Genomic DNA, 24,314 nt, shown 5'->3' with positions numbered 1-24,314 from the left:
AATTATTTATGAAAAAGGTATTATTAACAGCAACGGTGCAAAGTCATATAGCTCAATTTCATTTACCATTAATAGAGATGTTGAAGAAAAATGGATATACTGTACATATTGCAGCAAAAGATAATTTAAGTGAAAAGAATGGGTTGAAAATAATTGGAGCAGATAAAATTTTTGATATTCCTTTTGAAAGAAGCCCTATACGTATAAATAATATAAAAGCTTATAACAAAATAAAAAAATTAATAAAAGAAAACCACTATGATGTTATACACTGTAATACTCCAATGGGAGGAATTATTACAAGGTTAGCAGCTAAAAATACAAGGAAAAATGGAACAAAAGTTATTTATACTGCTCATGGATTTCATTTTTACAAAGGATCACCAGTGAAAAATTGGATTATATATTATCCTATAGAAAAATTTATGTGTAGATATACTGATGTGTTAATTACTATAACAGAGGAAGATTATAAATTAGCTACTAATAATTTCAAGGTAGAAGTTAAACGTATTAATGGTGTAGGGGTAAATACAAAAAAGTATTTCCAATTACCACGTACTTATATTGATAAAAAGAAGGAGGATTTAAATCTTAAATCTAATAAAATATTACTTTGTATAGGAGAACTTAATAAGAATAAGAATCAAATTATTATCTTAAAATCATTAGTAAAAGTAAAAAAAGAATTTCCTAATGTTAAATTACTTATAGCTGGCAATGGACCTTTATTAACGGATTTAAAAGACCATGTTAAACAATATAGAATAGAAAAGGAAGTAGAGTTCTTAGGATATAGAACAGATTTAAATGAGTTTATAAATGTTAGTGATATTATTATTTCGGCAAGCTTAAGAGAAGGATTACCGTTGAATATAATGGAATCTATGGTTTGTGGTAAACCTGTGATAGCTTCAAATAATAGAGGTCATAGAGAATTAATTAAAGATTCAGTCAATGGATACATTGTAGAAGTTAATAATGACAGTGAAATAGCTGAAAAAGTCAAGATATTATTTAATAATCGAGAATTATATAGAAATTTAAGTGAAAATTGTATCAATATTTCAGAAAGGTATATTGAAAAAAGCATAATGATTGAAATGAAAAGAATATACGAAGAAATTTAGATATAATATAGGAGGTAAATATGAACTATCCAAAAGTTTCAATAATTATGGGAATATATAATTGTGAAAAATATCTAGAAGATAGCATAAGATCTGTACTTAATCAAACGTTTAGTGATTGGGAGTTAATAATGTGTGATGACGGTTCTTCGGATAATACGTTTAAGATAGCAGAGAAGTTTGCAAAGATATATCCAAATAAAATTATATTATTAAAAAATGAAAAGAATATGGGATTAAATTATACGTTAAATAAATGTCTAAAAGAAGCTAAGGGAGAGTATATAGCTAGACAGGATGGCGATGATATTTCGTTTCCAGAAAGGTTAGAAAAGCAAGTTTGTTTTTTGAATGAAAATGAAGAATATGCTTTAGTAGGAACTCAGATGGTTCTTTTTGATAACAGTGGTGAATGGGGAAGAACTAAGAAAATAGAGAGACCAGTAAACAATGATTTTATTAAGACATCTCCTTTTTCACATGCTACATGTATCATTAGGAAAGATATTTTTAATGAAGTTGAAGGATATACTGAAAATGCTAATTTACTAAGAGTAGAAGACTATCATTTATGGTTTAAGATATATAGTAAAGGGTATAAGGGTTATAATATACAAGAATGTTTATATAAGATGAGAGATAATAAAGAGGCCATAAATAGGCGAACTTTTAAAAATAGAAAAAATGAAGCTTATGTAAAATATATAGGATTTAAAATGTTAAATATGCCCATTTCAAAGTATGTATATATATTACGTCCAATAATGCTAATGTTTATACCAACATTTGTTTATAAATTTTTACATAAGAATAAATTTAAGAGGTATGTATGATTTTTTATATTATTAACTTAATAATTATATTAATAATTACAATTATGAGCGAAAAAATAATTAATAAAAGAGTAATAAGTAAAAGTAGTGCAGCCTGGATTGTTTCAATAATTCTTATTTTAATTAGTGGTTTAAGAGATAATGTAGGAACTGATAGTATGACTTATTTTCAATTTTACAAAACTATTCCTAATTATGAGATGAGCATTTTTTTTAATGGTGAATATAATTATATAACTTCCTTTGAAAAAGGATTTGGTATGATTGTTTGGGCTATTGGTAAAATAGTTATTAATCCTATTTTTATAACTATCATTATAGCTGCGATAACTATAATACCTATAATATTTACTATAAAGAGTTACAGCAAATATTTTTCATTTAGTATTTTTTTATATATTACTACGATGTGTTACTATTCATCATTCAATGGGGTAAGGCAATGGGTGGCATGCTCCATTTTATTTTGGGGAATTAGATATGTATTTAATAAAGAGTTTATAAAGTATAGCTGTATAGTCTTATTAGCAACATGTATTCATGTATCAGCCTTTATTTTTTTTATAGTTTATTTTATAGTTAACTGTAAACCGTGGAGTAAAAAAATAATCATATTATGTCTGTTGACAATAGGGTTAGTAATATTTTTACCAGAGATTTTTGAAATTATGTCTAAAATAGCTAGTGGAGACAATCAAAAATATTTTATTATTAAAGAAAATGATGCAGGAATAAATATAATAAGAATTCTAGTTGCAGCTATACCAGTTGTTATTGGTCTTATTTTTAATAATAAATTAATTACTAAGGATGATAACTATAGAGTTTTTATTAACTTTAGTTTACTGAATTTAATATTCAAAATATTAGCTACTCAAAAAAATGTAATTAATAGATTTAGTTTATATTTTGAAATTTATAATGTTTTTTTAATTCCATTGTTTTTATTGATATTCTGTAAAAAAGAAAGAAAACTTGTTTCAGCTATTATTATGGCATGCTATTTAGCATATATGATATTTTTATTACCATCACAAGGAAACTTATTACCATATAAGACAATATTATTTTAGAGTTAAGGAGATATAAATTGATGGAAAATCCGTTAATAACTATTATTGTACCTGTTTACAATGTAGAAAATTATATAGAAAAATGTATTTTATCTATTCTTAATCAAACATATTCAAATATTGAAATATTATTAGTTAATGATGGCTCAACTGACTCATCAGCAGAAATTTGTGAAAAATATAAAACAATTGATAAGAGGATAAAAGTATATCATTTGAAAAATGGTGGGGTAAGTAAAGCAAGAAACTTTGCTATTTCTAAAGTGACTGGAAAGTATGTTATGTTTGTAGATAGTGATGATTGGATAAATGAAAATATGTGTGAATTATTATATACAATGCTGGAAGAGAATGAGTGTGATTTGAGTGTATGCGAATTTAATTCAGCTATGCTAGGTAATGCAAATGAAATAAAAAGTATTATTCTTTCTAAAGATGAAATGTTCAATGAAATTTTAAACTCAAATGGTTTTGGTGGATATGTATGTAATAAATTATTTAAAACAAAAATTATAAGAGAAATAATTAAAGAAAAAAAAGGATTTAGAGAAGATATTTTTTATTGTGAAGATATGTTATTTGTTAGCGAATATATCTTAAAATCTACAAAAGGGTATTATACAACTGAAAAATTATATAATTATGTTGTTAGACAGGGGAGTAGTACTACTACCCTTAAATTTGATGATAAAATTTTGACACTTATTTCAGCTTACGAAGAGCTAATTAAGATTTATTGTAAAATTAATTCTTCAAAAATAGATCAAGTCATATTTAATTATATAAAAATAAATCTTAATATTAAATACAGAATATTATCAAGTAATTTAGATAAGAATGATGATTTAGAGATGATTAATAAAAATATAAAAAAATATTTAACTAGAGTATTTTTATCATCTAATATTACATTTGCTAAAAAATGTAATGTTTTATTGTCATATGTATTTCCTAGTGGTATAGGGAGAATTAAGGAGCAAATTAAAATAAGAAAAATAATAAAGAAGGAAGAATAATAATGAAAAAAATAGCTACTATAACATTTCATGCAGCGCATAATTATGGCTCAAATTTACAAGCGTTTGCATTACAAGAATTTATTTTAAAATTAGCAAAATTACACAATTGTGAGATAGAATATGAAATTTTAAATTTGAGGACTGATATTCAGAGAGAATTATATTCATTAGAGAAGAAAAACAATTCTCTAAAAGGAGTTTGTAAAAATATTTTATCACTTCCTTATAAAAAACAATTAAGAGAAAAATATTTTAAATTTGAGGATTTTATAAATACTAAGCTAAGAGTTTCAAATATAATTTACAATAGTGAAAATGAATTAGAAAAGATATCAAAAGAATTTGATTATTATATAAGTGGAAGTGACCAAGTATGGAATATTAGAAGTAAGGATTTTAGCTGGGCGAATCTTCTGGATTTTTGTAAAAGTGGTAGAAAAATATCTTATGCGGCAAGTTTTGGTCCTTTGAAAATTGATTGGGAAAAATATGATAAAGAAAAATTTAAAAATCTTTTAAATCAATATACTCATATTTCAGTTAGGGAAGAGGGAAGCAATGAAAATATTAAAAAGCTAATTGGAAAAGATGCTTTAATACATGTTGATCCTACAATGCTATTAAGCAAAGAGGAATGGGTAAATCTTTTAGATTTAAAAAAAATAAAAAACAAAAAATATATACTATTTTATAGTTTAGAGCCTAATGAAGAAATGATTAAACTAGTAAAAAAAGTTTCTAAAATTCTAAATTTACCTATTGTTGTAACTAAGTATAATAATAAATTTGATTATCTTAATAGTTTTAAAAAAGAATATTCTACAGGACCAATAGACTTTTTAGAGCTTATATATAATGCTGAACTTGTTTTATCCTCTTCATTTCATGGAACAGTTTTTTCAATTCTATTTAATAAAAACTTTTATGCAATAAATGGAATGGATGATAATAGGATAAATACCTTATTAAAAAGTTTAAAGTTAGAGATGAGAAGCATATCATTAAATAATATTGAAGAAAAGTGTTTAAAAGCGTTTGATGTTGACTTTAGTGATGCTAATAAAAGAATTGATGAAGAAAGAAGTAATAGTAAATTATATTTAACTAAAGTTTTAGATTTTTCAGGAGAAAATAATGGATAAGATTAGTGTTATAATACCAGTTTATAATGTAGAAAAATATTTATCGCGTTGCTTAGAATCGGTTATTAATCAGACTTACGAAAATCTAGAGATTATACTTATTAATGATGGATCTAAAGATAGAAGTGGATTAATATGTGATTATTATGTAAAAAAAGATAATAGAATAAAAGTTTTTCATCAAGAAAATCAAGGGCTATCTGCTGCGAGGAATAAGGGGATTGAAGTTGCATCAGGAGAATATATTGGATTTCTTGATAGTGATGATTATATTGAAAAAGATATGTATCAAATTTTATTTAGCAATGCTATTAAGTATGATGCTGATATTACAGCCTGCTCTTCAAAAATAATGCTTTTAAATGGAAAAGTTAAATTAGGAGAATCAGATGGAAATATTTTAGTGCTAAATAAATTTGAAGCTGTAGCTGAAATCATTAATAAAATTGACGGTGCAGTATGGAATAAATTATATAAGTCAAATTTAATAAAATCATTAAAATTTGAGAGAGGAAAAGTTCATGGAGAAGATTTATATTTCCAATTTCAATGTTTAACAAGATGTAATAAAGTAGTTTATGTTAATAGTTGTAAACATAATTATATAAAAAGATGTAATTCGATAACTACTTCAACATTTTCAGAAAGAATATTCGACCAAGTATATTTTAAAGATTTAATATATGATTTAATTGATAAGGAATTCAAAGAATATAGGATAACTGCTAAAAAATGGTGCTTTAATGCAAGGATGAATGTTTGTAGAAAAATTATTTTAGCAAATAAATCAAAGATATATAAGAAAATTATTGAAGAGTATAAAGAGTTTTGTGTTATTAATTATAAAGAAATAAAGAGTAATCTAAGTATAAAAGAGAAAGTAGACTACTTATGTTTTAGATATATAAATCTATTTTATCCATGGGTAATAAGATTTTATAGTAAAAAATAGATTTCAGAATGATTAAAGGTAGGAGAAAATATGAATTTAATAAGTATTATAGTACCTGTATATAATGTCGAAAAGTATCTTGAAAAGTGTATTGAGTCTATACTAAATCAAACTTATGAGAATATTGAAATTATATTAGTTGATGATGGTTCTACGGATAATAGTCTTAATATTTGTAATTTCTATGCCTCTAAAGATAAAAGAATAAAAGTGATTCATCAAGAAAATAGAGGGGTATCGTATGCAAGGAATGTAGGATTGAATCTTGCAAAAGGGGATTACATTGGTTTTGTAGATAGTGACGATTATATTGAGGATAATATGTATGAAATTTTAATAAATGATATTTTGGAAAATGATTCGGATATTTCGATTTGTGGGTTTAAGCAACTTACATTAGATAATAATATAATTTTTAATTATGGAACGAATAAAAAGATTGTTTTAAGCAAAGAAAAAGCATTAGAAGGATTTATAAGTGATAAATTTATAAAAGAGTTCATGTATGCTCCATGGAATAAGCTCTATAAAAGATCAATTGTTACTAATGTCAAGTTTAGAACAGATTTAAGGATAGGTGAAGATTTATTGTTTGTTTTTGAATGTTTAGAGAAATCAAATAAAATTTCTTTATATGATACTTGTAAATATAACTATATCAATAGAGAGAACTCTTTAATGACATCAAAATTTTCTGAAAAAAGATTAGACTATATAAGGGCGATTGAAGAAATATCTAACATTTGCTTTGTAAGTAATAAAAATATCTACTATGATTCAATGTTTTTATTGTTTAACCATAAATTAACTTATTGTAGACACTTATTTATTAGACAAGATGAAAATGAGAGATATTATCCTACCTATAAAGAATTTAGAGCATATTTGATAAAATATAGAAGTAATTTTTTCAATAAGCTAACGTTAAAACGAAAAATTGATTATTTTTTTGCTGTATATGCACCATTTATTTATAAGATAAATAGTGGATATATTAAATTATTAAAATCAATATATATTAAGATATACAGGTGATAAAATGAGAACTAAAAAAGCGATAATTAATTCTAGTGTAAATATAATAGCCTTCATAGTAGCTTTTATTCCTAACTTAATAATTAGGAAGATATTCTTAAATTCATTAGGAAGTGAAATGTTAGGACTAAACTCTTTATATACTAATTTAATAGGTTGGTTATCTATTATAGAATTAGGAGTTGGATCAGCTATAATATTTTCGTTATACAAACCTTATGCAGATAATAATTTAGATCAAGTAAGAGCTTATTTAAGATTTTATAGAAAATTTTATAGAATTATTGGGACAATTATTTTAACATTAGGAATATTAATAATACCTTTTTTAAGCTTTTTTATTGAAAATGGTGTTAATATGAAAATTGCTAGCTTGGGATTTATTTTATTTTTAATAAATACTTTTATTTCGTATATGCTATCAGATAGGCTTTGTATATTAAATGTAGCTCAAGAAGCATATAAAATTACGATAGGAACTACTGTATCTAAATTAATAATAATAATAATACAAGCAATTACATTAAAAATATATCCAAGCTTTCTGTTATTCATAGTTGTCCAAGTATGTATTAATTTAATATATTATATTTTTATGAATATATATATTGTAAAAACACACCCATGGATTAATAGTGGAAAAGAGGAATTAGACAATGAGGTAAAAAGAAATCTATTAGGAAATATACGAGCTATGTTTATGCATAAGATTGGGGGATTAATTGTTTATAATACGGATAATATAGTTATTTCAAAATTTATAGGATTAGGAGCACTTGCGAATTTTTCAAATTACCAAGTTATTATTTCAGCATTTCAAACAGTTGTGAGTACTGCATTAAAAGGAATTACAGCTAGTATTGGTAATTTGCTTTCAACTGAAAATAAGGGGAAAGCATATATTGTACATAAAAGAATATTCTTTTTAAATTTTTGGGTTATATCTTTTATAATTATAACTTTATATAATACACTTAATCAATTTATAGCACTATGGGTAGGGCAGAAATACTTAATAGATAAAGGTACATTTATAATAGTTTTAATTAATGCATATTTTTCATCTATGAGGGGCTCAGTAGAGCAATTTCAAAATGGAAGTGGTAATTTTAGGAGAGATAGATATGCCCCTTTATTTGAAGGTGTAATAAATTTAGTTTCTTCGATAATTTTAGTTAAATATATAGGATTAAAGGGAGTATTTATTGGAACATTAATTTCAAATATAACAGTAATTTTTTGGACTAAGCCTTATGTAATATATAAATATGTGTTTGATAGAAGTGTAAGAGATTATTTTATTATGTATTTTAAATATTTATTTATAGGATTAGTACCTTTAATATTAACTAATTATATTACCTATAGTATACAGACAATTTATACTTTTACAAATTTTATTATAAACTGTGTAGTGAATATATTAGTAATTAATATTTTTTATATTTTTATTTTTATGAAAAATGATAATTTTAAATACTATGTAAATTTAATAAAAAAATTAATTCAAAAATAAAGATATTTTTTTAATAAAGAATATATTATAATTAAATTTATAGTAAGAGATTGACTACGCCCATCTCAAAGATAACTAGAGGGCTGTAATTTTCAGGTGTTAAGTTATATACAAATTAATATTAAAAATTTATACGAACAAGGCAATATAAAAACTGGGGGATGGTAAGCAAGTCTTAAGAACACTGCTAACATCCTTAAAAATTAAAAATTTTCTAATGATAATCGGCATATAGCAAGAGAGTGACTTCGTCCCTCTCAAGGACCCCCGGGGGTTTTAAAATTTTCCAATGATAATTTAACAATTGTGCCATCAGGGAAGATTCCACCAAATCCAGCAGAAATGCTTGGCTCTAAAGCAATGACAGCATTTTTAGAAGAAATGAAAAAACATTTTGATTATATAGTTTTAGATACTCCACCACTTCAAGCTGTAGCAGATGCACAAATTTTATCAACTAAAGTTGATGGTAGCTTACTAGTTGTAAGAGCAGGAGTAACTAAGAAGGATGCAGTTCATAATGCGGTTTCTACTATAAATAAAGTTAATGGAAATATTATTGAAACAGTTCTTAATGGTGCAGATAATAGTAAAGATAAGTATTACTATTATTATGGAGATGAAGAAGGTAGAACAGGAAGAAGAACTAAAAGACACTAGGAAATTTAGAGGGTAAATAATTTTTTTAAGGCAAATTAACTAAATAAAATAAATAATTTGCCTTTTTTATGGGGAAAAAAGATAACTAATTTTACAAATTGAAAGAGGGGGGAAATGTGTGGAGGGTACACAATTAGATTTTGAAAATGAATCTATTAGAGGATTCAGTTTTTATGAGATTATTAAGAGATTAATTGATATTATCTGTTCTTTTATGGGATTATTAGCATTTAGTCCATTATTTATTATTATAGCAATTATTATTAAGTTTACTTCTAAGGGACCTGTGTTTTTCTCACAAAAGAGAGTTGGAAAATATGGAAGAGAATTTGATATGTATAAGTTCAGATCTATGGTAGTTAATGCTGAAGAGCTTAAGGAAAAGTTAGCAGCGCAAAATGAAATGTCTGGACCTATGTTTAAAATGAAGGATGATCCTAGAGTTACTAAGGTTGGAAAGTTTATTAGAAAAACTTCTATTGATGAGCTTCCACAACTTTGGAATGTTCTTAAGGGTGATATGAGTCTTGTTGGACCTAGACCAAGTTTACCTAAGGAAGTAGCTCAATTTGAGGATTGGATGCATAGAAGATTAGAAGTTAAGCCAGGACTTACTTGTTATTGGCAGGTTAGTGGAAGAAATAATATTGATTTTGAGGATTGGATGAAACTTGATATTAGATACGTTGAGGAAAGAAATCTTTTCGTAGATATTAAATTAATTTTTAAAACTATATTTGTATTATTTGGAGATAAGAATGCAAGTTAAAATTATAACTGAGCAATAAGGAGAGATAATATGAAAAGAGAATTAAGTCTTAAGGGATTTATTTTAACATTTTCACTATTTTTAATATTATTATTTCAAAATGTATTAGAACAATATATTACTATTTTAAAATCTTTTGATGAAGGATTATTTGTATTACTATTTATACTTGCTCTATATAGAGCATTTAAAGATAGAAGAGAGTTAATTGAGAATAATGAGAATTTAGTACAAAATAATTTAATAATTTTATTTTGCATGATTATTATGTTTGTTGTAGGAATATCTGGCAATATAATATATAAATATCAGGTAATACCAGCTGTAGTATCAGATATACTATTAGTCTTTAAAGGTTTTGTAAGTTATGTATCGGTTAAAATAATTTTTAATAATATATCCTTTGAGAAATATAGCAAGACAATAAATAATACTTTAAGGGCAATTAGTGTATTAAGTTTTATAATGATTTTTATGAATTATATTTTAAATATATTTCCAACAAAGGATATAAGGTTTGGGTTACCAAGTCAAATGCTTTTATTTACAGAACCTACATATTTGGCAACATTTGCAATAAGTGTAATGGTATTATTAACATTTTTCATTAAGAGTTATAAGAAAAATATATATTTCATTATAGCAATATCTATTGTTGTTTGTTCTACATTGCGTAGTAAGGCAATAATGTTTATAGCAATTTACTTATTTTTATACATATTAATAATAATTAAAGATTTTAGACTAAATACAAAATCTATTATTGGAGTAGGAACAGCAGCTGCTGTAGTAGGAGGAAACCAAATACTTAGATATTTATCTAATATAGATTGGGCAAGACCTAGATTAATGGTGAAATCTTTTGAAGTTGCAATGGATCATTTTCCAATAGGGGGAGGATTTGCTACATTTGCAACTTGGAATTCTGGTGTTCATTATTCTCCATTATATTATAAATATGATTTAAGTAATACTTGGGGATTACAACCAGACTTTTATATGTTTGTAGGTGATACATATTGGCCAGCTATATTAGGACAGTTTGGATTTATTGGATTAATATCAGTAGTTGTTATATTAATTATGATATATAAAAATATATGTATAAATAAGGATAAATACAAATATTTTCAACAATTGAGCATATTACTCTACTTATTAGTATTAAGTACTGGAGAGACAAGCTTTATGTCACCAATAGCAACATTGCTTTGTGTGATAATGGCAATATAAATAGTATTATGGAATCTGTTAAGCTGTTGAAAATCAAGAATTTTTAGCAAAGCTATATCTAGCGGAGCCGGTAACTTATTGTATTTCATAAGGTTGAGAAGCGTAATATTCATATAACTTAACAGATTCGTATTATGATATGGAGGATAAAATGAAATTAGCTATAATAGGACAAAAGGGAATTCCTTCAAGAGCTGGAGGTGTAGAAATTCATGTTGAGGAGATTGCTAGTAGATTAGCTTGCTATGGAGAAAATGTAACTGTATATTGTAGAGAAAGCTATTGCGAGGAAAAATATGATAAATATAAGGGAATAAATATAAAATATATACCTTCAATAAATACAAAACATTTAGATGCTATAACATATACATTTTTAGCAACTATAGATGCTATTAAATCAAAGAGTGATATTATACATTATCATGCATTAGGACCATCATTATTGTCGTTTATTCCAAGAATTTTCGGTAAAAAGGTTATTGTTACATCTCATGGATTAGATTGGAAAAGAGAAAAGTGGGGTATAGCTGGAAGGTTAGCATTAAAGCTAGGGGAAATAGCTAGTATTAAATTCCCACATAAAACAATAAGTGTTTCGAAAAGTATGGTTAAATATTACAAGGAGAAATATAAGAATACAGATATAATATATATACCTAATGGAATAGACGAAAAGAAAAATTTAGTACCAAATAAAATAAAAGAGAAGTTTAATTTAGAAAAAGATCAATACATATTATTTTTAGCAAGGTTAGTACCAGAAAAGGGGGCTCATTATTTAATTGATGCTTTTAAAAATTTAGAAACATCTAAAAAACTTGTAATTGCTGGTGGCAGTAGTCATAGTGATGATTATGTAAATGAGCTTAAAGAGAAGGCAAAAGATAATCCTAATATAATATTTACAGGATTTGTAACTGGTGATTTAGTAGATGAGTTATTTACTAATGCCTATTTATATGTATTACCATCAGAAATAGAAGGTTTACCAATAAGCTTATTAGAAGCAATGGCTTATGGGCAGGCTTGTTTAGTAAGTGATATAGAGGAAAATTTAGAAGTAGTAGAAAAAAATGCTATGTATTTTAAAAGTAAGGATACTTCAGATTTAGAAAAACAATTAAAAACTTTAATCTCAAATAAGGAATTGGTTAATAACTACAAAGCAGCATCAAAGGACTTTATATTAAAAAAATATAATTGGGATGATGTAGCGATTAAAACGAGAGAAGTATTAAATTCATTAGTTTCAAAGAAAATTGATTCTAATTGATTATTATAGAAATAGAAGTATTGCGTAATATAACAATATAAGAGGTGCACATAATTGAATAATAAATTGTTTAAAAAGTTTATTGAATTTGGGATAGGAAACTTAATTGTACTAATAACCGGATTTATATCTTCTCCAATAATAACAAGATTGATACTTCCAGAGGAATTTGGAAAATTCTCTATGTTTAATACATTAACAAGTTTATTTTTATTTATCCTAATGTTGGGATTAGATCAATCTTATATAAGATTTTTTTATGAAGAGGATGAAGAGGTAAGGGGAAAATTACTAGTAAGGGTAGTAAAGTTATCTATGATAGTAAATATTATATTGTCATTAATATTAGTAATTTTCTATAAGCCATTATCTAAAATGATAATAGGACAATGTTCTATATTATTAATATTTGTAATAATAATACATAACACATTCAATATAATAAATAAATTTTCAGTATTAGTAGTAAGAATGCAGCAAAAAGGTAAGAGTTATTCGTTTTTGCAAGTTTTGGGAAGGGTTTCATATATATTATTTATAGTAGCAACTTTTAAATATTTTAAACAAGATTACAGAACTCTTGTATTTGCAGCTGTTTTATCAAATGTAGTAGTTGCGGTTTTAGCTGTAATAATAGAAAGAAAGCAATGGTTTAGTTTCTCAAATAGGGGAGAAATAAAAACTCCAATGAGAGAAATGATTAAATTTGGAATGCCATTAATTCTCTCAATGTCAATTACATGGATATTACAATCAACAGATAAGTTTTTTGTAAGTGCATATAATGGATATTTAGAGTTAGGAATTTATTCATCAGCATTTACCATTGTTGCGATAATAAATTCTGTTCAGGAATCCTTTATAACATTTTGGGTGCCTGTAGCTAATGAAAAGTATAAAGAAAGCCCAGAAAATACAGAATTCTTTAGCAAAGTAAATTCCATAGTATCAATGCTTATGTTACTAATAGGAGTAGGAATAATAACATTTAAAGATATTATAGTAATTTTATTAGGGAGTAAATATAGGGATGCTATTTTCATATTTCCGGTTTTAGCATTGATGCCAATAATGTACACAATATCAGAAACTACGGTGATTGGCATAAATTTCAAGAAAAAGACTAGGTATCATATAATAACATCACTAATAGCAGCGGTAGCAAATATTATAGGAAACATGATTTTAGTTCCTGTATTAGGTGCAAAAGGAGCAGCTATTTCAACAGGAATATCATATATGATTTTCTTTATCGTTAGAACAGTAATATCACAAAGATTTTATTATGTAGATTATAATCTAAAGAGATTATATATAAGTGTAAGCACACTAGTTGTTTTAGCAGTATATTCAAGTTTTAATTCTACAAATATAAAATCAATATTATTAAGTTTTATATCTTTAACAGTTATATTGTTATTATATAAATTTGTTATTTTAGATTTAATAAATTTATTAAAGAAGAGAAAGCAGGAGGCTATATGAAGATATTAATGATAGATAAGTATAATTATATACGGGGTGGAAGTGAAACATATTTATTTGCATTAAAGGATATGTTAGAGAAAAATGGACATGAAATAGTAATGTTCAGTATGAAGAGTGAAAAAAACTTTCCATCTAAATATAGTGAATACTTTGTGAAAAATATAGATTATACACAGGGTGGAATAAAAAAAATAACAAATGGATTAAAATTAATAAATTCAAGAGAGGCATATGTTAATATTTGTAGATTGATAGAAGACACTAAACCAGATGTAGCACATATTAATTTAATATATCATCAATTAACACCATCAGTTATACATGCATTAAAGAAATATAATATTCCAATGGTTTATGTATCACATGATTATAAGATTGTATGTCCAAACTATAAATTATATAACAATGGTGTTTGTAGAAAGTGTTATGGTGGAAAGTATATTAATTGTTTAAAAACTAAGTGTCATAAGGATTCCTTAGTTAACAGTTTATTAATGACTATAGAGGCTTATTATCATAGATTTAAGGGATCATATGATTTAGTGGACAAGATAATTACACCAAGTAACTTTGTTGCAAATGAATTAATAAAGTCTGGTATTGATGGTAATAAGATAAAAAGTTTACCTAACTTTTTAACAGTTAATCATAATATTGATTTATCGAAGATAAAGAAAGAAAATACTCTTTTATATTATGGTAGACTATCAAATGAAAAAGGTTTGTTTGTATTGATGGAAGCTTTAAAGTATATCAAATCTGATATAAATGTAAATATAGTTGGCATAGGTCCAGAAGAGGAAAGGTTAAAAGTATTTATAAAGGAAAATAAAATAAAGAATGTAAGTTTCTTAGGGTTTAAATCAGGGCAAGATTTACATAGTGAGATAGCAAAAGCTAAATGTACAGTATTACCATCAATATGGCATGAGGCTTTTGGATTAACAGTAACTGAATCATTTGCATTAGGGACTCCAGTAATAGGAAGTAAAATGGGAGCTATACAAGAAAATATAGAAGATAAAGTTAATGGAGCTATATTTGAAAGTGGAAATAGTAAAGAATTGGCGGAAAAAATAGATTGGATCTTTAGTTTGGATGAGCAAGAGTATGATAGTTTAGTTAAGAATTCTATAGAAAAATCTAAAGAATTTGATATTGATAAATATTATACGAAAATTATGGATATATATAATGAAGTAATCTCAAAAACAAAAAATAAATAGGAGAATTTTTAGAATGAGAATATTATATTTAGAGTATTTAAGATTAATAGCATCTATTGCAGTAGTAGCTATTCATGTTATTAGTAGAGCATCTTATGTATTAGGAAGTAATATAAATTCTAATTTATCAGTATTTTCAACAGCTATTAGTATAGATGCTTTCTTTAGATTTTGTGTACCAATATTTTTTATGATAAGTGGTATTTTAATTTTAAAAAAAGATGATTTAGATATAAAAAAGTTTTTAATAAGTAGATTTAAAAGAGTAGTAATACCAGTTATAGTTTGGGGATATGCATATAGTTTTTGGTTTAACAGAACATTTACTTTTGCTGAACATACAAAAAATGTGTTACTAGGCAATGGTTTTTATCATTTATGGTTCTTATATTCAATAATAGGGTTATATTTAGCAGTTCCTATAATATTTAAGTTTGTAAAGAATAGTAAAAAAATCGAAATTGAAACAATGTTAATAATAGGAGTAATCTGTAATACATTAATACCTGTTATTAGTAAGTATTTTTATGTAGATTTAGGTTCAGTATTAAATCTAAATTATGTAGCTGGATATATGATTTACTTTATACTAGGATATTATTTATATGAATATGATCTTAAGCTATTTAATAATAAATTAAAGTCTACAATAATGTATTTATTATCAACTGCTATGATTATATTTTTTACATTAGAAACATCAATAGCACAAGGTGGACAAGAGATGCTATTTATTCATTATTCATGGATATTGGTATTTATTCAGACTGTATCTGTATTTACATTATTTAAGCAAATAAAATTTAAGAATTCAGATGTTACAAAAGTAAGTTCTTTATTTATGGGAATATATATTTTACATATATTTATATTAGAAGGATATCAAAAGATGTGGAATATTGATTATGCTACATTAGAGGTATCAAAATATTTATTATATGTAGTTTTAGGAATTATATATACATATATTGTTAGTGTAGCAATTTCTTATTTATTAAAGAAAACTCCAGTTATTAAAAACTTATTATAGAAGGGATTGTTTCGTAGGTGTATAAATCAAGAAAAGATAAAAATAAGAGAAAATATAAAGAAAGTATTAAGATAGTACTAGCTATAGTTATAGTTGTTGGAGCAGGGATAATGTATGCTGGCTTTAATAACTTAAATAAAAATATATCTAAAGAAGATAATATAACAGTTGAAAATGAAGAAAGTTTTCAAGAAAGTAATGAAGTGAAAAATAGTTCAGTTAGCCAAGAGTTAAGTATAGTTAGAGTTGCTGCTATACCAGAAGGGATACAAGCCTTAACTAATACATTTGAAAGTGTTAAAGCTTTAAATGAAAATGTTGAAGTAGATATTGTAAGTAATGAGTACAATAATGAATTAATACTTTCTTTAATTAATGGAGAGCATGATATTATAGTAACATCAAGGCAGATGAATGAGGAAGAAAAGTTATTAGTTGAGCAGAATAATATAAAGTATGAAGAGTTACTTTTTTCATATTTAAATAGCTATGAAAATACTTTATTATATACATATGTAAATATTGATGATTATAACAATAATTTAGCTTGTAGATTATTTTTAAAGAATTATTATAATCTAAGTGGGGATAATTTAGATTTAGAAGTATTAAGTCCATTATATGAAAATATTTATGAAGAAGTAAGTAACTATTTATTATTGCTTGAGAGTTATCCAAGGGAATAATAAATAGGAAATAAATTATACTCATATTTAAGTTATATTTAATATGAGTATAATTTATTTTAGCCAACTTGTATTTTAAGGTTAATAAGATATAAAACTAGAAGGTATTAATTCATCGCATAATTCCTCAGGGACATTAGTGAACCAAGCAGTTTTCCAGTTACGTGTAACTTTTCTGAATTGTCCTCCACCAATTTCACCATTAGAAGACCAATTATATGACCATGTCTCATTATAAGTATCCCAATAATCTCCACCAACGTTAAATATAAACTGAGCTGAATCTAAGTTATCTTCTCCATTTTCATCCCATTTAACTAATCTTGCATCTAGTTTACTAATTATATATGGCATATTGTTATTAATGGCATATCCACTATATAAAAAATCTTTCTTTTCATTAGAATATGGATGAAAATTGAAATTTTTGTTTTCTTCAGTCCAACGTATAACTACAGACTTGCCATCATTAATAATTTTTTTATTATTGTAAAATTGTTGGCTATAATCATTCTCGAAGTTATCGTCATAAAACAGAGTATTTTCGTCATTAAAGTAAATATTATGAATTAAGTCCCATTGTTTTGTAGAGGGATTATATATATATTGCTGAAAATTGCTTAATTCTATACCAACGTTTTCAGGAATAGTTGTATATCCAGCTTGTAAATACACTTGTCCCCATAGTCCAACTCTAGTCCAGTTAGGTTTAATACTTTTTCTTATAATTGTGCCATAATACCAAGGAGTAGTTGGATCAAGACCATTTGGAGCAACTCCATCTTCATGGGAATTTATAAATGAAGTCATATTTGGATTAAGTGTTATATATGGAGGTACAGTAGGAGTAATAGTTGGATTTCCATACATTGCTAATTTAGGTGTGTAATATGGTTGGAAAGTATTTGAATTATTGTCTATTGAAAAGCTATTAGTATAATTACTAGAATCATTGTCATTAGTGATATTTATAGTGTTAGAACTAATAATAGTTCTATAAGTATTTATAGTAATATTAAATATTAAATATAATATAAGAACTAATATAATAGTAAGAATTAATATAAGTCTTTTCTTTATAGCTTTATTTTTAGCTTTATATACAGAATGATTTTTCATAAATCTTATAAATCTCCTTTTGAAATATATATTTAAATAAGTTGAGAGTTATTATACTATACATAGTATAATAACTCTCAAGTAATTTTACAACTGAATAAAATAAAATTTATTAAGTTCAATCAGATGTTGAAGTATCAATTTATTTCCAGAGCCAAGCTTTACGTATTAGTATAGAGCTTGGCTTTATTTTTGTTAAATTAAAATTTATTATAGAAGATTTAATGGTTGATAAATATACAGACTTTTCTTTTAAATCGAATATACATTCTTGAAGATGTATTCATTATACTGCATATTCAAAAAATCAAAACTAAAATTGGTGATTTTTTCTAATTTCATAAAGAATTAAAAAAAAGTAAAAAAATATTATAACAACTTTCGACAAAGAAGAATATTAGAATAGATTAATAAAAAAAATATTAAAAAAAAAATAAAAAAATTCTTAAATAAAGGAAGTATAGCAAGAGAGTGACTTCGTCCCTCTCAAGTACCCCCGGGGGTTTTAAAATTTTCCAGTGGCAAGCTTAAGTTAAAGGCTAAATGTTCAAATTATGAATATTTAGCCTTTTAGTTTAAGAAAAAATAAATATGGGCTATAATATAAATATAGAAAGTTGGTGTTTAGTTGGAAAAAGAGAAAGTAAAATTAGATGAAGTTCTAAAGTTTTTATTTTCAACATCTAATAAGGTATTAGTGAAGTTATTAAATGGAATATTTAATGAAAATTTTAGTGTAGATGAAGTAGAATTAACTGTTAGTAATAATGAGTTTGTTGAAGATGATTTAGGAATATTAAGAGGAGATATGTTTTTTGATATTCTTAATAAAGATTATAATAAGGCAAGTTATCATATAGAATTTCAGACAAAAAATGATAATACAATGATTGTTAGGATGTTTGAGTATGGTTTTAAAAAGGGAAAAGAGCAACTGAAAAGTTTTAAGAACTATACAGAAGACATAAGAACTATATATTTCCCAAAGCAAAAAGTAATATTTTTTGAAGAAAATAAAAATATTAAAAATCAATTAAAATTAAAAATAATATTTCCAGATGAGAAGGAGATTATTTATACAGTAGATGTAATGAAATATTGGGAATACAGTGATGAACAACTTAGAGAAAAGAAGATGTATCCCCTAATACCATTACAGCTTTTTAAGTTAAGAAAAGAGTTAGAAAAGGCACATAATAAGAAGGATTTAAATAGAATAAAAGAATTATCTAATAATGCTAAAGAACTTGCCGGTAAATTAGCTAAACAATCAGCAATATTATTTGAAGATGATGAAATATTAGGTGAAGATTTTCATAAGATGCTATTAGCTATACAAAATCTAATAGAATATTTAAATAGAAATTATATGAATGATGAAAATATAGAAAATGAGGTGACTACAATGACTAAAACATTATATGACCCCGAAGTAGAAAAAAGAGGAATAGAAAAGGGAAGAGGAGAGGGAATAGAAGAAGGAATTAATCTTACTAAAAAGGTATTTAAATTAGCTAGCCAAGGAGAAACAATAGGTAATATATCAAAAATATGTAAGATATCAGAAGAGAAAGTTAAAGAAATTTTAGATTAAAGAGCAAGAGTAGTTTCAAGGCCCCAGGGACTTTAAAATTTTCCAGTGGCAAGCTTATGTTAAAGCATGAGTTTGTCACTATTTTTTTCGTCAAATAAGTATGAGTTTTATGTTTAGAAAAAATATAAAGGTCAAGAATACTCCTTATAGGTATAAGCAATAAGAAGGCAGAAATGACAAGCGAAAAAAGATCATGGTATGAGGGAGCTACATATCACATTACAGCAAGAGGACATCATAGAAATGATATATTTAGGGATGAAGAAGATTTTAAGATATATTTAATTATTCTAGAAGAAGCATTGCTTTATTTTAATAATTATAATTATGAAATAATAGCATACTGTTTAATGGATAATCATGTACATTTACTTTTAAAAACTGGAGTAGAGCCGCCATGGAGATTTATAGCGCGAGTTCATTCTATATATGCAAGGTATTTTAATAAAAAATATAACTATTTAGGTACACTGTTTCAAGGAAGATATAGTGCAGAGATTATAGAAAACGATACTTATATGCTTGAAACCTCAAGGTATATTCATTTAAATCCGGTAAAAGCAAGAATGGTTGAAACACCTGATGAATATAAATGGTGCAGTTACTTAATATATGTTGGAGAGCAAGAAGAAAATTTTATTAATTCAAAAATAATATTAAATTACTTTCAATATGAGAAAAGATTTAAGTTATATAGAGAGTTTGTATATACGAAACTAAAAGAATTAAGAGAAAAGTTACTAGAAGAAGAAATTAAAGCAAATCAAGAGATAAGATAAATTTAAAAATTGTGAGATGTTACAAATTCTAAAATATAAGTTTAGGGGTACTATCAAAGTGTCAATAATTGAAATGTGAATTCTTGATAGGAGTGAAAAATGTATGGCAACAGTATTAAAAAGTTTTGCGATAAGTGGAATTGATGGATATGTAGTTAATATAGAAATAGACACTATATATGGTAAGCCTTCGGTATCAATTGTAGGTATGGGCGATACTGCAATTAAAGAAGCTAGAGAAAGATTAGAAGCTGCTATTATAAATAGTAAATTTGAATTTCCTAAAATGAAAATAGTAATTAATTTATCACCAAGTGATGTAAAGAAAAGCGGATCGCATTTTGATTTAGGAATGGCGATAGCACTTTTAATTCAATCTGCTCAAATATTCGTAGAAGAGGTTGAGAGATATGCATTTATAGGAGAGTTATCATTAAATGGGGACTTGAGGCCGTGTATAGGAGTTTTACCAATGGTTATGGAGGCTAAAAATAAAGGAATTAAGAATGTAATAGTACCAAGAGATAATATGACAGAAGCAAGGTTGATTAGTGATATGAATATTTTTGCGTTTAATAAATTAAATGAGGTAACAGATTTTTTAACAGGAGTAAAGCCATACGAACCAATTAAAGATAAAAAGGATAATTATAAATTAGATAGTCCATATATAATAGATTTTCAAGATGTTCAAGGGCAAGATAGTGCACTTGAATTTGTGGCTGTTGCAGCAGCCGGAGGGCATAATTTATTAATGTCAGGAACGCCTGGATGTGGTAAATCAATGGTTGCAAAAAGAATACCAACAATACTACCAGCTATGAGTGAAGAAGAGGCTTTAGAAGTGACAAAGATTTATAGTGTAGCAGGGCTTTTGAAAAATAGAGGTACATTAATAACAGAAAGGCCTTTTAGGTCACCACACCATAGTGCATCTACAAACTCATTAGTTGGTGGTGGCATGTTTGCTATGCCAGGAGAAATATCGTTAGCACATAATGGAGTACTATTCTTAGATGAGATTGCAGAATTTAATAAGAAGACCTTAGATGCACTAAGACAGCCAATTGAAGATGGAAAAGTATCAATTTCTAGAGTTAGACATACTCATGTATTTCCATCTAAGTTTATGCTAGTAGCAGCAATGAACCCTTGCCCTTGTGGTTATCATGGCGAAAGTAGATGTCATTGTACAGATTATGAAATTATTAAGTATTCTCAAAAATTATCTGGACCAATAATGGATAGAATTGATATACAAAAATATTTTAGAAGTGTTCATATTAAGGAGTTAGCTAATGATGTTAAGGGGCCAACATCAAAGAGTTTATTGGAGAAGGTAGAGCTTGCGAGAAAAATACAAAGGGAAAGATATAAAAATATTATAGGGGTTTCATGTAATGCACAAATGACACCAGAATTAATAAGTGAATATTGTAAGTTAGATGAAGAAAGTATGAAGGTATTAATGATTGCTTACGATAAATTTAAATATAGTGCAAGGACATATCATAAATTTTTAAGGGTAGCAAGAACATTTGCTGACATGGCAGGTGAAAAAAATATATTAAAATCACATATAATAAAGGCTCTTATGTGCAGGGAAATTGAAAAGGAGCAAGCAACTATGGTTGTAGTATAAGATTATGGATAGAAGGATATTATATATTTGGTTAAGCAAGATTAAAGGAATTGGTCCGGTTATTACAAGAAATCTTATAGAATTTTTTAAAAGAATAGATTTTGTATATGAAGCAACTTATGATGAATTAATTAAAGTTGAGGGAATAGGTGATAAATTAGCTAAAATAATAGTTGAAAATAAAGATTTAAGTAAAAGTAAGGAGATATATTACAAGTGTAAAAGAAGTAAAATCAAGATTATAACTATGGAATGTAGCAATTATCCTAAGCAACTAAAAAATTTTAAAAATGCACCTATAATATTATATGTTAAGGGAGAATTAAAGGAATTTGACAGTGCTGTATGTATAGTTGGATCTAGAAGATGTACTGAGTATAGTAAGAATATAACAGTTGAGTTAACTGAAAATTTATCAAAAAGAAATATACCTATAATAAGTGGTATGGCTAAGGGGATAGATGGATATTCACATACAGTAGCATTACATAATGATAATTATACTATTGCAGTAGTAGGAACTGGAGTTGATATATGCTATCCAATTGAACATCTAACATTAATGAATGAAATAATAAAAAAAGGAGCAGTTATTTCGCAATTTGAGCCAGGTACAAGTAATATTAAAAGTAATTTTATTAAAAGAAATGAGCTTATGGCAATGTTAGCAGAAAAAATAATAGTGGTTGAAGCAACTAAGGATAGTGGAGCTGTATATACAGCACATTGTGGAATGAAATATAAGAAAGAAGTATATTCTGTACCAGGAAATATTAATAATAAAAGTAGTGAGGGTACTAATATGTTAATAAGTGAAGGGGCTAAGCCTTATTTATCTGTTAAAAGTATTATTAAAGAAGAGGTTGAGATTTGTAGTAATAATTTAGAAAAGGATAAAAATTTAAGTTCAATAAAAATGGAAATACTTAAATTAATAGATAAAAATAAGATGTCAGTAGATGAATTAAAGATAAAATTGAATTTTGTAAAGGATAATTTAGAAGAAATTTTGCTTGATATGGAGCTTAAAGGCTATATTAGACAAGTTTCTGGATATATCGAAAATGACCCTCGGGGGTTTTAAAATTCAGTGACAAGCTTATGCAAAAGCATGAGCTTGTCACTGTTGTTGTTAATAGAGATTTTTATTTATAACATATTTAATGTAGGATATAATTAAAATATACAGTAATTATATTGATAGGAGAAAGTTATGAGTAAAGGTTTATTAGATCCTAAAGTAGATTTTGTATTTAAAAATATATTTGGCTCGCCCAATCATCCAGAAATATTAATATCATTTTTGAATGCAACATTAAAGCCGAAAAAGAAAATAGTAAGTGTTGATATAAAAAAAACAGACATAGAAAAACAATATATTGAGGATAAATATTCAAGATTAGATGTAAAAGCTACAACAAGTAATGATGAGATAATTAATATTGAAATACAACTAAAAAATGAAAATAATATGGTAAAAAGAAGCCTTTATTATTTAAGTAAGATGTATGAGGAACAGTTAAACGAAAAAGAAGATTATTCAAAATTAGCAAGAACTGTGTGTATTAATATTCTTAATTTTAAATATCTTAAAACAGATAAATTTCATACAGGATATAGATTTAAAGAAATTGAAAGCAATGAAGAATTAACAGATATTATGGAAGTTCACTTTATAGAAATTCCAAAGTTACAGGATTCTAGTGATGAAAAAGATATGCTTGTTGCATGGACAGAATTTTTAAAAGATCCAGAAAGTGAAAGAGTTAGGGGATTAGAGTTGAGTATAGAAGAAATACGACAAGCAAAAGATGAACTTATACGAATGAGTAATGATAAAAAACAAAGAGAATTATATGATATGAGAGCAAACTCCTTAAGAGATAAGATTAGTGAATTGAATGCAGCTAAAAGAGAAGGAATAGAAGAAGTGGCTAGGAATATGAAGAAAAATGAATTATCTATTGAAATGATTTCAAAATTAACTGGCTTAAGAGTTGATGAAATAGATAAATTACAGTGATGGCAAGCATGTAGCAAGAGGGTGACTTCATCCCCCTCAAAGACACCTGGGTGTCCGGAATTTTCCAGAGCCAAGTTTTGTACATAAGT

General features: G+C 25.9%; 22 protein-coding genes. 21 read left to right on the top strand and 1 reads right to left on the bottom strand.

Annotation, left to right across the window (positions count from 1 at the left end; genetic code table 11):
- Positions 1 to 8: 8 nt before the first annotated feature.
- From HCG76_RS04070 to HCG76_RS03995, 16 genes are all read left to right on the top strand, one after another.
- Positions 9 to 1,130, top strand: coding sequence for a glycosyltransferase family 4 protein (locus HCG76_RS04070; RefSeq protein ID WP_221698856.1), 1,122 nt, complete (start codon positions 9 to 11; stop codon positions 1,128 to 1,130).
- A 20-nt stretch (positions 1,131 to 1,150) separates the two neighbouring features.
- Positions 1,151 to 1,963 (top strand): glycosyltransferase family 2 protein, encoded by an 813-nt coding sequence (locus HCG76_RS04065; RefSeq protein WP_221698857.1) that lies wholly within the window; start codon positions 1,151 to 1,153, stop codon positions 1,961 to 1,963.
- Positions 1,960 to 3,036 carry an EpsG family protein gene (locus HCG76_RS04060; RefSeq protein WP_221698858.1) on the top strand — a complete coding sequence of 359 codons (1,077 nt, stop codon included), beginning with the start codon at positions 1,960 to 1,962 and terminating at the stop codon, positions 3,034 to 3,036. Before HCG76_RS04065 ends, HCG76_RS04060 begins: the two co-directional genes overlap by 4 nt.
- 20 nt (positions 3,037 to 3,056) lie before the next feature.
- Positions 3,057 to 4,052, top strand: coding sequence for a glycosyltransferase family 2 protein (locus HCG76_RS04055; RefSeq protein ID WP_221698859.1), 996 nt, complete (start codon positions 3,057 to 3,059; stop codon positions 4,050 to 4,052).
- Between the two features lie 2 nt (positions 4,053 to 4,054).
- On the top strand, positions 4,055 to 5,197 hold the full coding sequence (locus tag HCG76_RS04050) for a polysaccharide pyruvyl transferase family protein (RefSeq protein ID WP_221698860.1): 1,143 nt from the start codon (positions 4,055 to 4,057) through the stop codon (positions 5,195 to 5,197).
- Positions 5,190 to 6,149, top strand: a complete 960-nt coding sequence (locus HCG76_RS04045) for a glycosyltransferase family 2 protein (RefSeq protein ID WP_221698861.1) — start codon at positions 5,190 to 5,192, stop codon at positions 6,147 to 6,149. Before HCG76_RS04050 ends, HCG76_RS04045 begins: the two co-directional genes overlap by 8 nt.
- 30 nt (positions 6,150 to 6,179) lie before the next feature.
- Complete coding sequence (locus tag HCG76_RS04040; protein WP_221698862.1) at positions 6,180 to 7,184, top strand: glycosyltransferase family 2 protein; 1,005 nt, start codon at positions 6,180 to 6,182, stop codon at positions 7,182 to 7,184.
- Between the two features lie 4 nt (positions 7,185 to 7,188).
- Positions 7,189 to 8,700 carry a lipopolysaccharide biosynthesis protein gene (locus HCG76_RS04035; protein WP_221698863.1) on the top strand — a complete coding sequence of 504 codons (1,512 nt, stop codon included), beginning with the start codon at positions 7,189 to 7,191 and terminating at the stop codon, positions 8,698 to 8,700.
- 303 nt (positions 8,701 to 9,003) lie between these two features.
- The gene (locus HCG76_RS04030) at positions 9,004 to 9,360 is read left to right on the top strand and encodes a CpsD/CapB family tyrosine-protein kinase (protein ID WP_221698893.1); all 357 of its coding nucleotides are present in this window, start codon (positions 9,004 to 9,006) and stop codon (positions 9,358 to 9,360) included.
- A 118-nt stretch (positions 9,361 to 9,478) separates the two neighbouring features.
- Positions 9,479 to 10,129, top strand: coding sequence for a sugar transferase (locus HCG76_RS04025; RefSeq protein ID WP_221698864.1), 651 nt, complete (start codon positions 9,479 to 9,481; stop codon positions 10,127 to 10,129).
- A gap of 30 nt (positions 10,130 to 10,159) precedes the next feature.
- Positions 10,160 to 11,362: a hypothetical protein gene (locus HCG76_RS04020; protein WP_221698865.1), complete on the top strand. Its 1,203-nt coding sequence runs from the start codon at positions 10,160 to 10,162 to the stop codon at positions 11,360 to 11,362.
- A gap of 151 nt (positions 11,363 to 11,513) precedes the next feature.
- A complete protein-coding gene (locus HCG76_RS04015) occupies positions 11,514 to 12,638 on the top strand; it encodes a glycosyltransferase family 4 protein (protein ID WP_260458011.1) in 1,125 nt (374 codons plus the stop codon).
- Between the two features lie 54 nt (positions 12,639 to 12,692).
- Positions 12,693 to 14,123, top strand: coding sequence for an oligosaccharide flippase family protein (locus HCG76_RS04010; protein ID WP_221698867.1), 1,431 nt, complete (start codon positions 12,693 to 12,695; stop codon positions 14,121 to 14,123).
- Positions 14,120 to 15,352, top strand: coding sequence for a glycosyltransferase family 4 protein (locus HCG76_RS04005; protein ID WP_221698868.1), 1,233 nt, complete (start codon positions 14,120 to 14,122; stop codon positions 15,350 to 15,352). The genes HCG76_RS04010 and HCG76_RS04005 overlap by 4 nt, the downstream gene beginning before the upstream one ends.
- 13 nt (positions 15,353 to 15,365) lie before the next feature.
- A complete protein-coding gene (locus HCG76_RS04000; RefSeq protein WP_221698869.1) occupies positions 15,366 to 16,382 on the top strand; it encodes an acyltransferase in 1,017 nt (338 codons plus the stop codon).
- A gap of 17 nt (positions 16,383 to 16,399) precedes the next feature.
- On the top strand, positions 16,400 to 17,068 hold the full coding sequence (locus tag HCG76_RS03995) for a hypothetical protein (RefSeq protein WP_221698870.1): 669 nt from the start codon (positions 16,400 to 16,402) through the stop codon (positions 17,066 to 17,068).
- Positions 17,069 to 17,149: 81 nt separating this feature from the next.
- Here the strand turns inward: HCG76_RS03995 and HCG76_RS03990 are convergent, their stop codons facing one another.
- Positions 17,150 to 18,187: a hypothetical protein gene (locus tag HCG76_RS03990; protein ID WP_221698871.1), complete on the bottom strand. Its 1,038-nt coding sequence runs from the start codon at positions 18,185 to 18,187 to the stop codon at positions 17,150 to 17,152.
- A gap of 628 nt (positions 18,188 to 18,815) precedes the next feature.
- Here HCG76_RS03990 and HCG76_RS03985 point away from each other — a divergent pair.
- From HCG76_RS03985 to HCG76_RS03965, 5 genes are all read left to right on the top strand, one after another.
- Entirely contained in the window at positions 18,816 to 19,781 is a 966-nt protein-coding gene (locus tag HCG76_RS03985) for a hypothetical protein (protein ID WP_221698872.1), read from the top strand.
- Positions 19,782 to 19,954: 173 nt separating this feature from the next.
- Complete coding sequence (locus HCG76_RS03980; protein ID WP_195516930.1) at positions 19,955 to 20,560, top strand: transposase; 606 nt, start codon at positions 19,955 to 19,957, stop codon at positions 20,558 to 20,560.
- Positions 20,561 to 20,663: 103 nt separating this feature from the next.
- Complete coding sequence (locus tag HCG76_RS03975) at positions 20,664 to 22,202, top strand: YifB family Mg chelatase-like AAA ATPase (protein ID WP_221698873.1); 1,539 nt, start codon at positions 20,664 to 20,666, stop codon at positions 22,200 to 22,202.
- A 4-nt stretch (positions 22,203 to 22,206) separates the two neighbouring features.
- Positions 22,207 to 23,286: a DNA-processing protein DprA gene (gene dprA, locus HCG76_RS03970; protein ID WP_221698874.1), complete on the top strand. Its 1,080-nt coding sequence runs from the start codon at positions 22,207 to 22,209 to the stop codon at positions 23,284 to 23,286.
- 129 nt (positions 23,287 to 23,415) lie between these two features.
- On the top strand, positions 23,416 to 24,225 hold the full coding sequence (locus HCG76_RS03965; RefSeq protein ID WP_221698875.1) for an Rpn family recombination-promoting nuclease/putative transposase: 810 nt from the start codon (positions 23,416 to 23,418) through the stop codon (positions 24,223 to 24,225).
- Positions 24,226 to 24,314 lie beyond the last annotated feature (89 nt).

This window comes from Clostridium sp. K13 (assembly GCF_019734195.1).
Classification (GTDB): Bacteria; Bacillota; Clostridia; order Clostridiales; family Clostridiaceae; genus Clostridium.
This window is presented reverse-complemented; position numbering and strand designations above follow the sequence as displayed.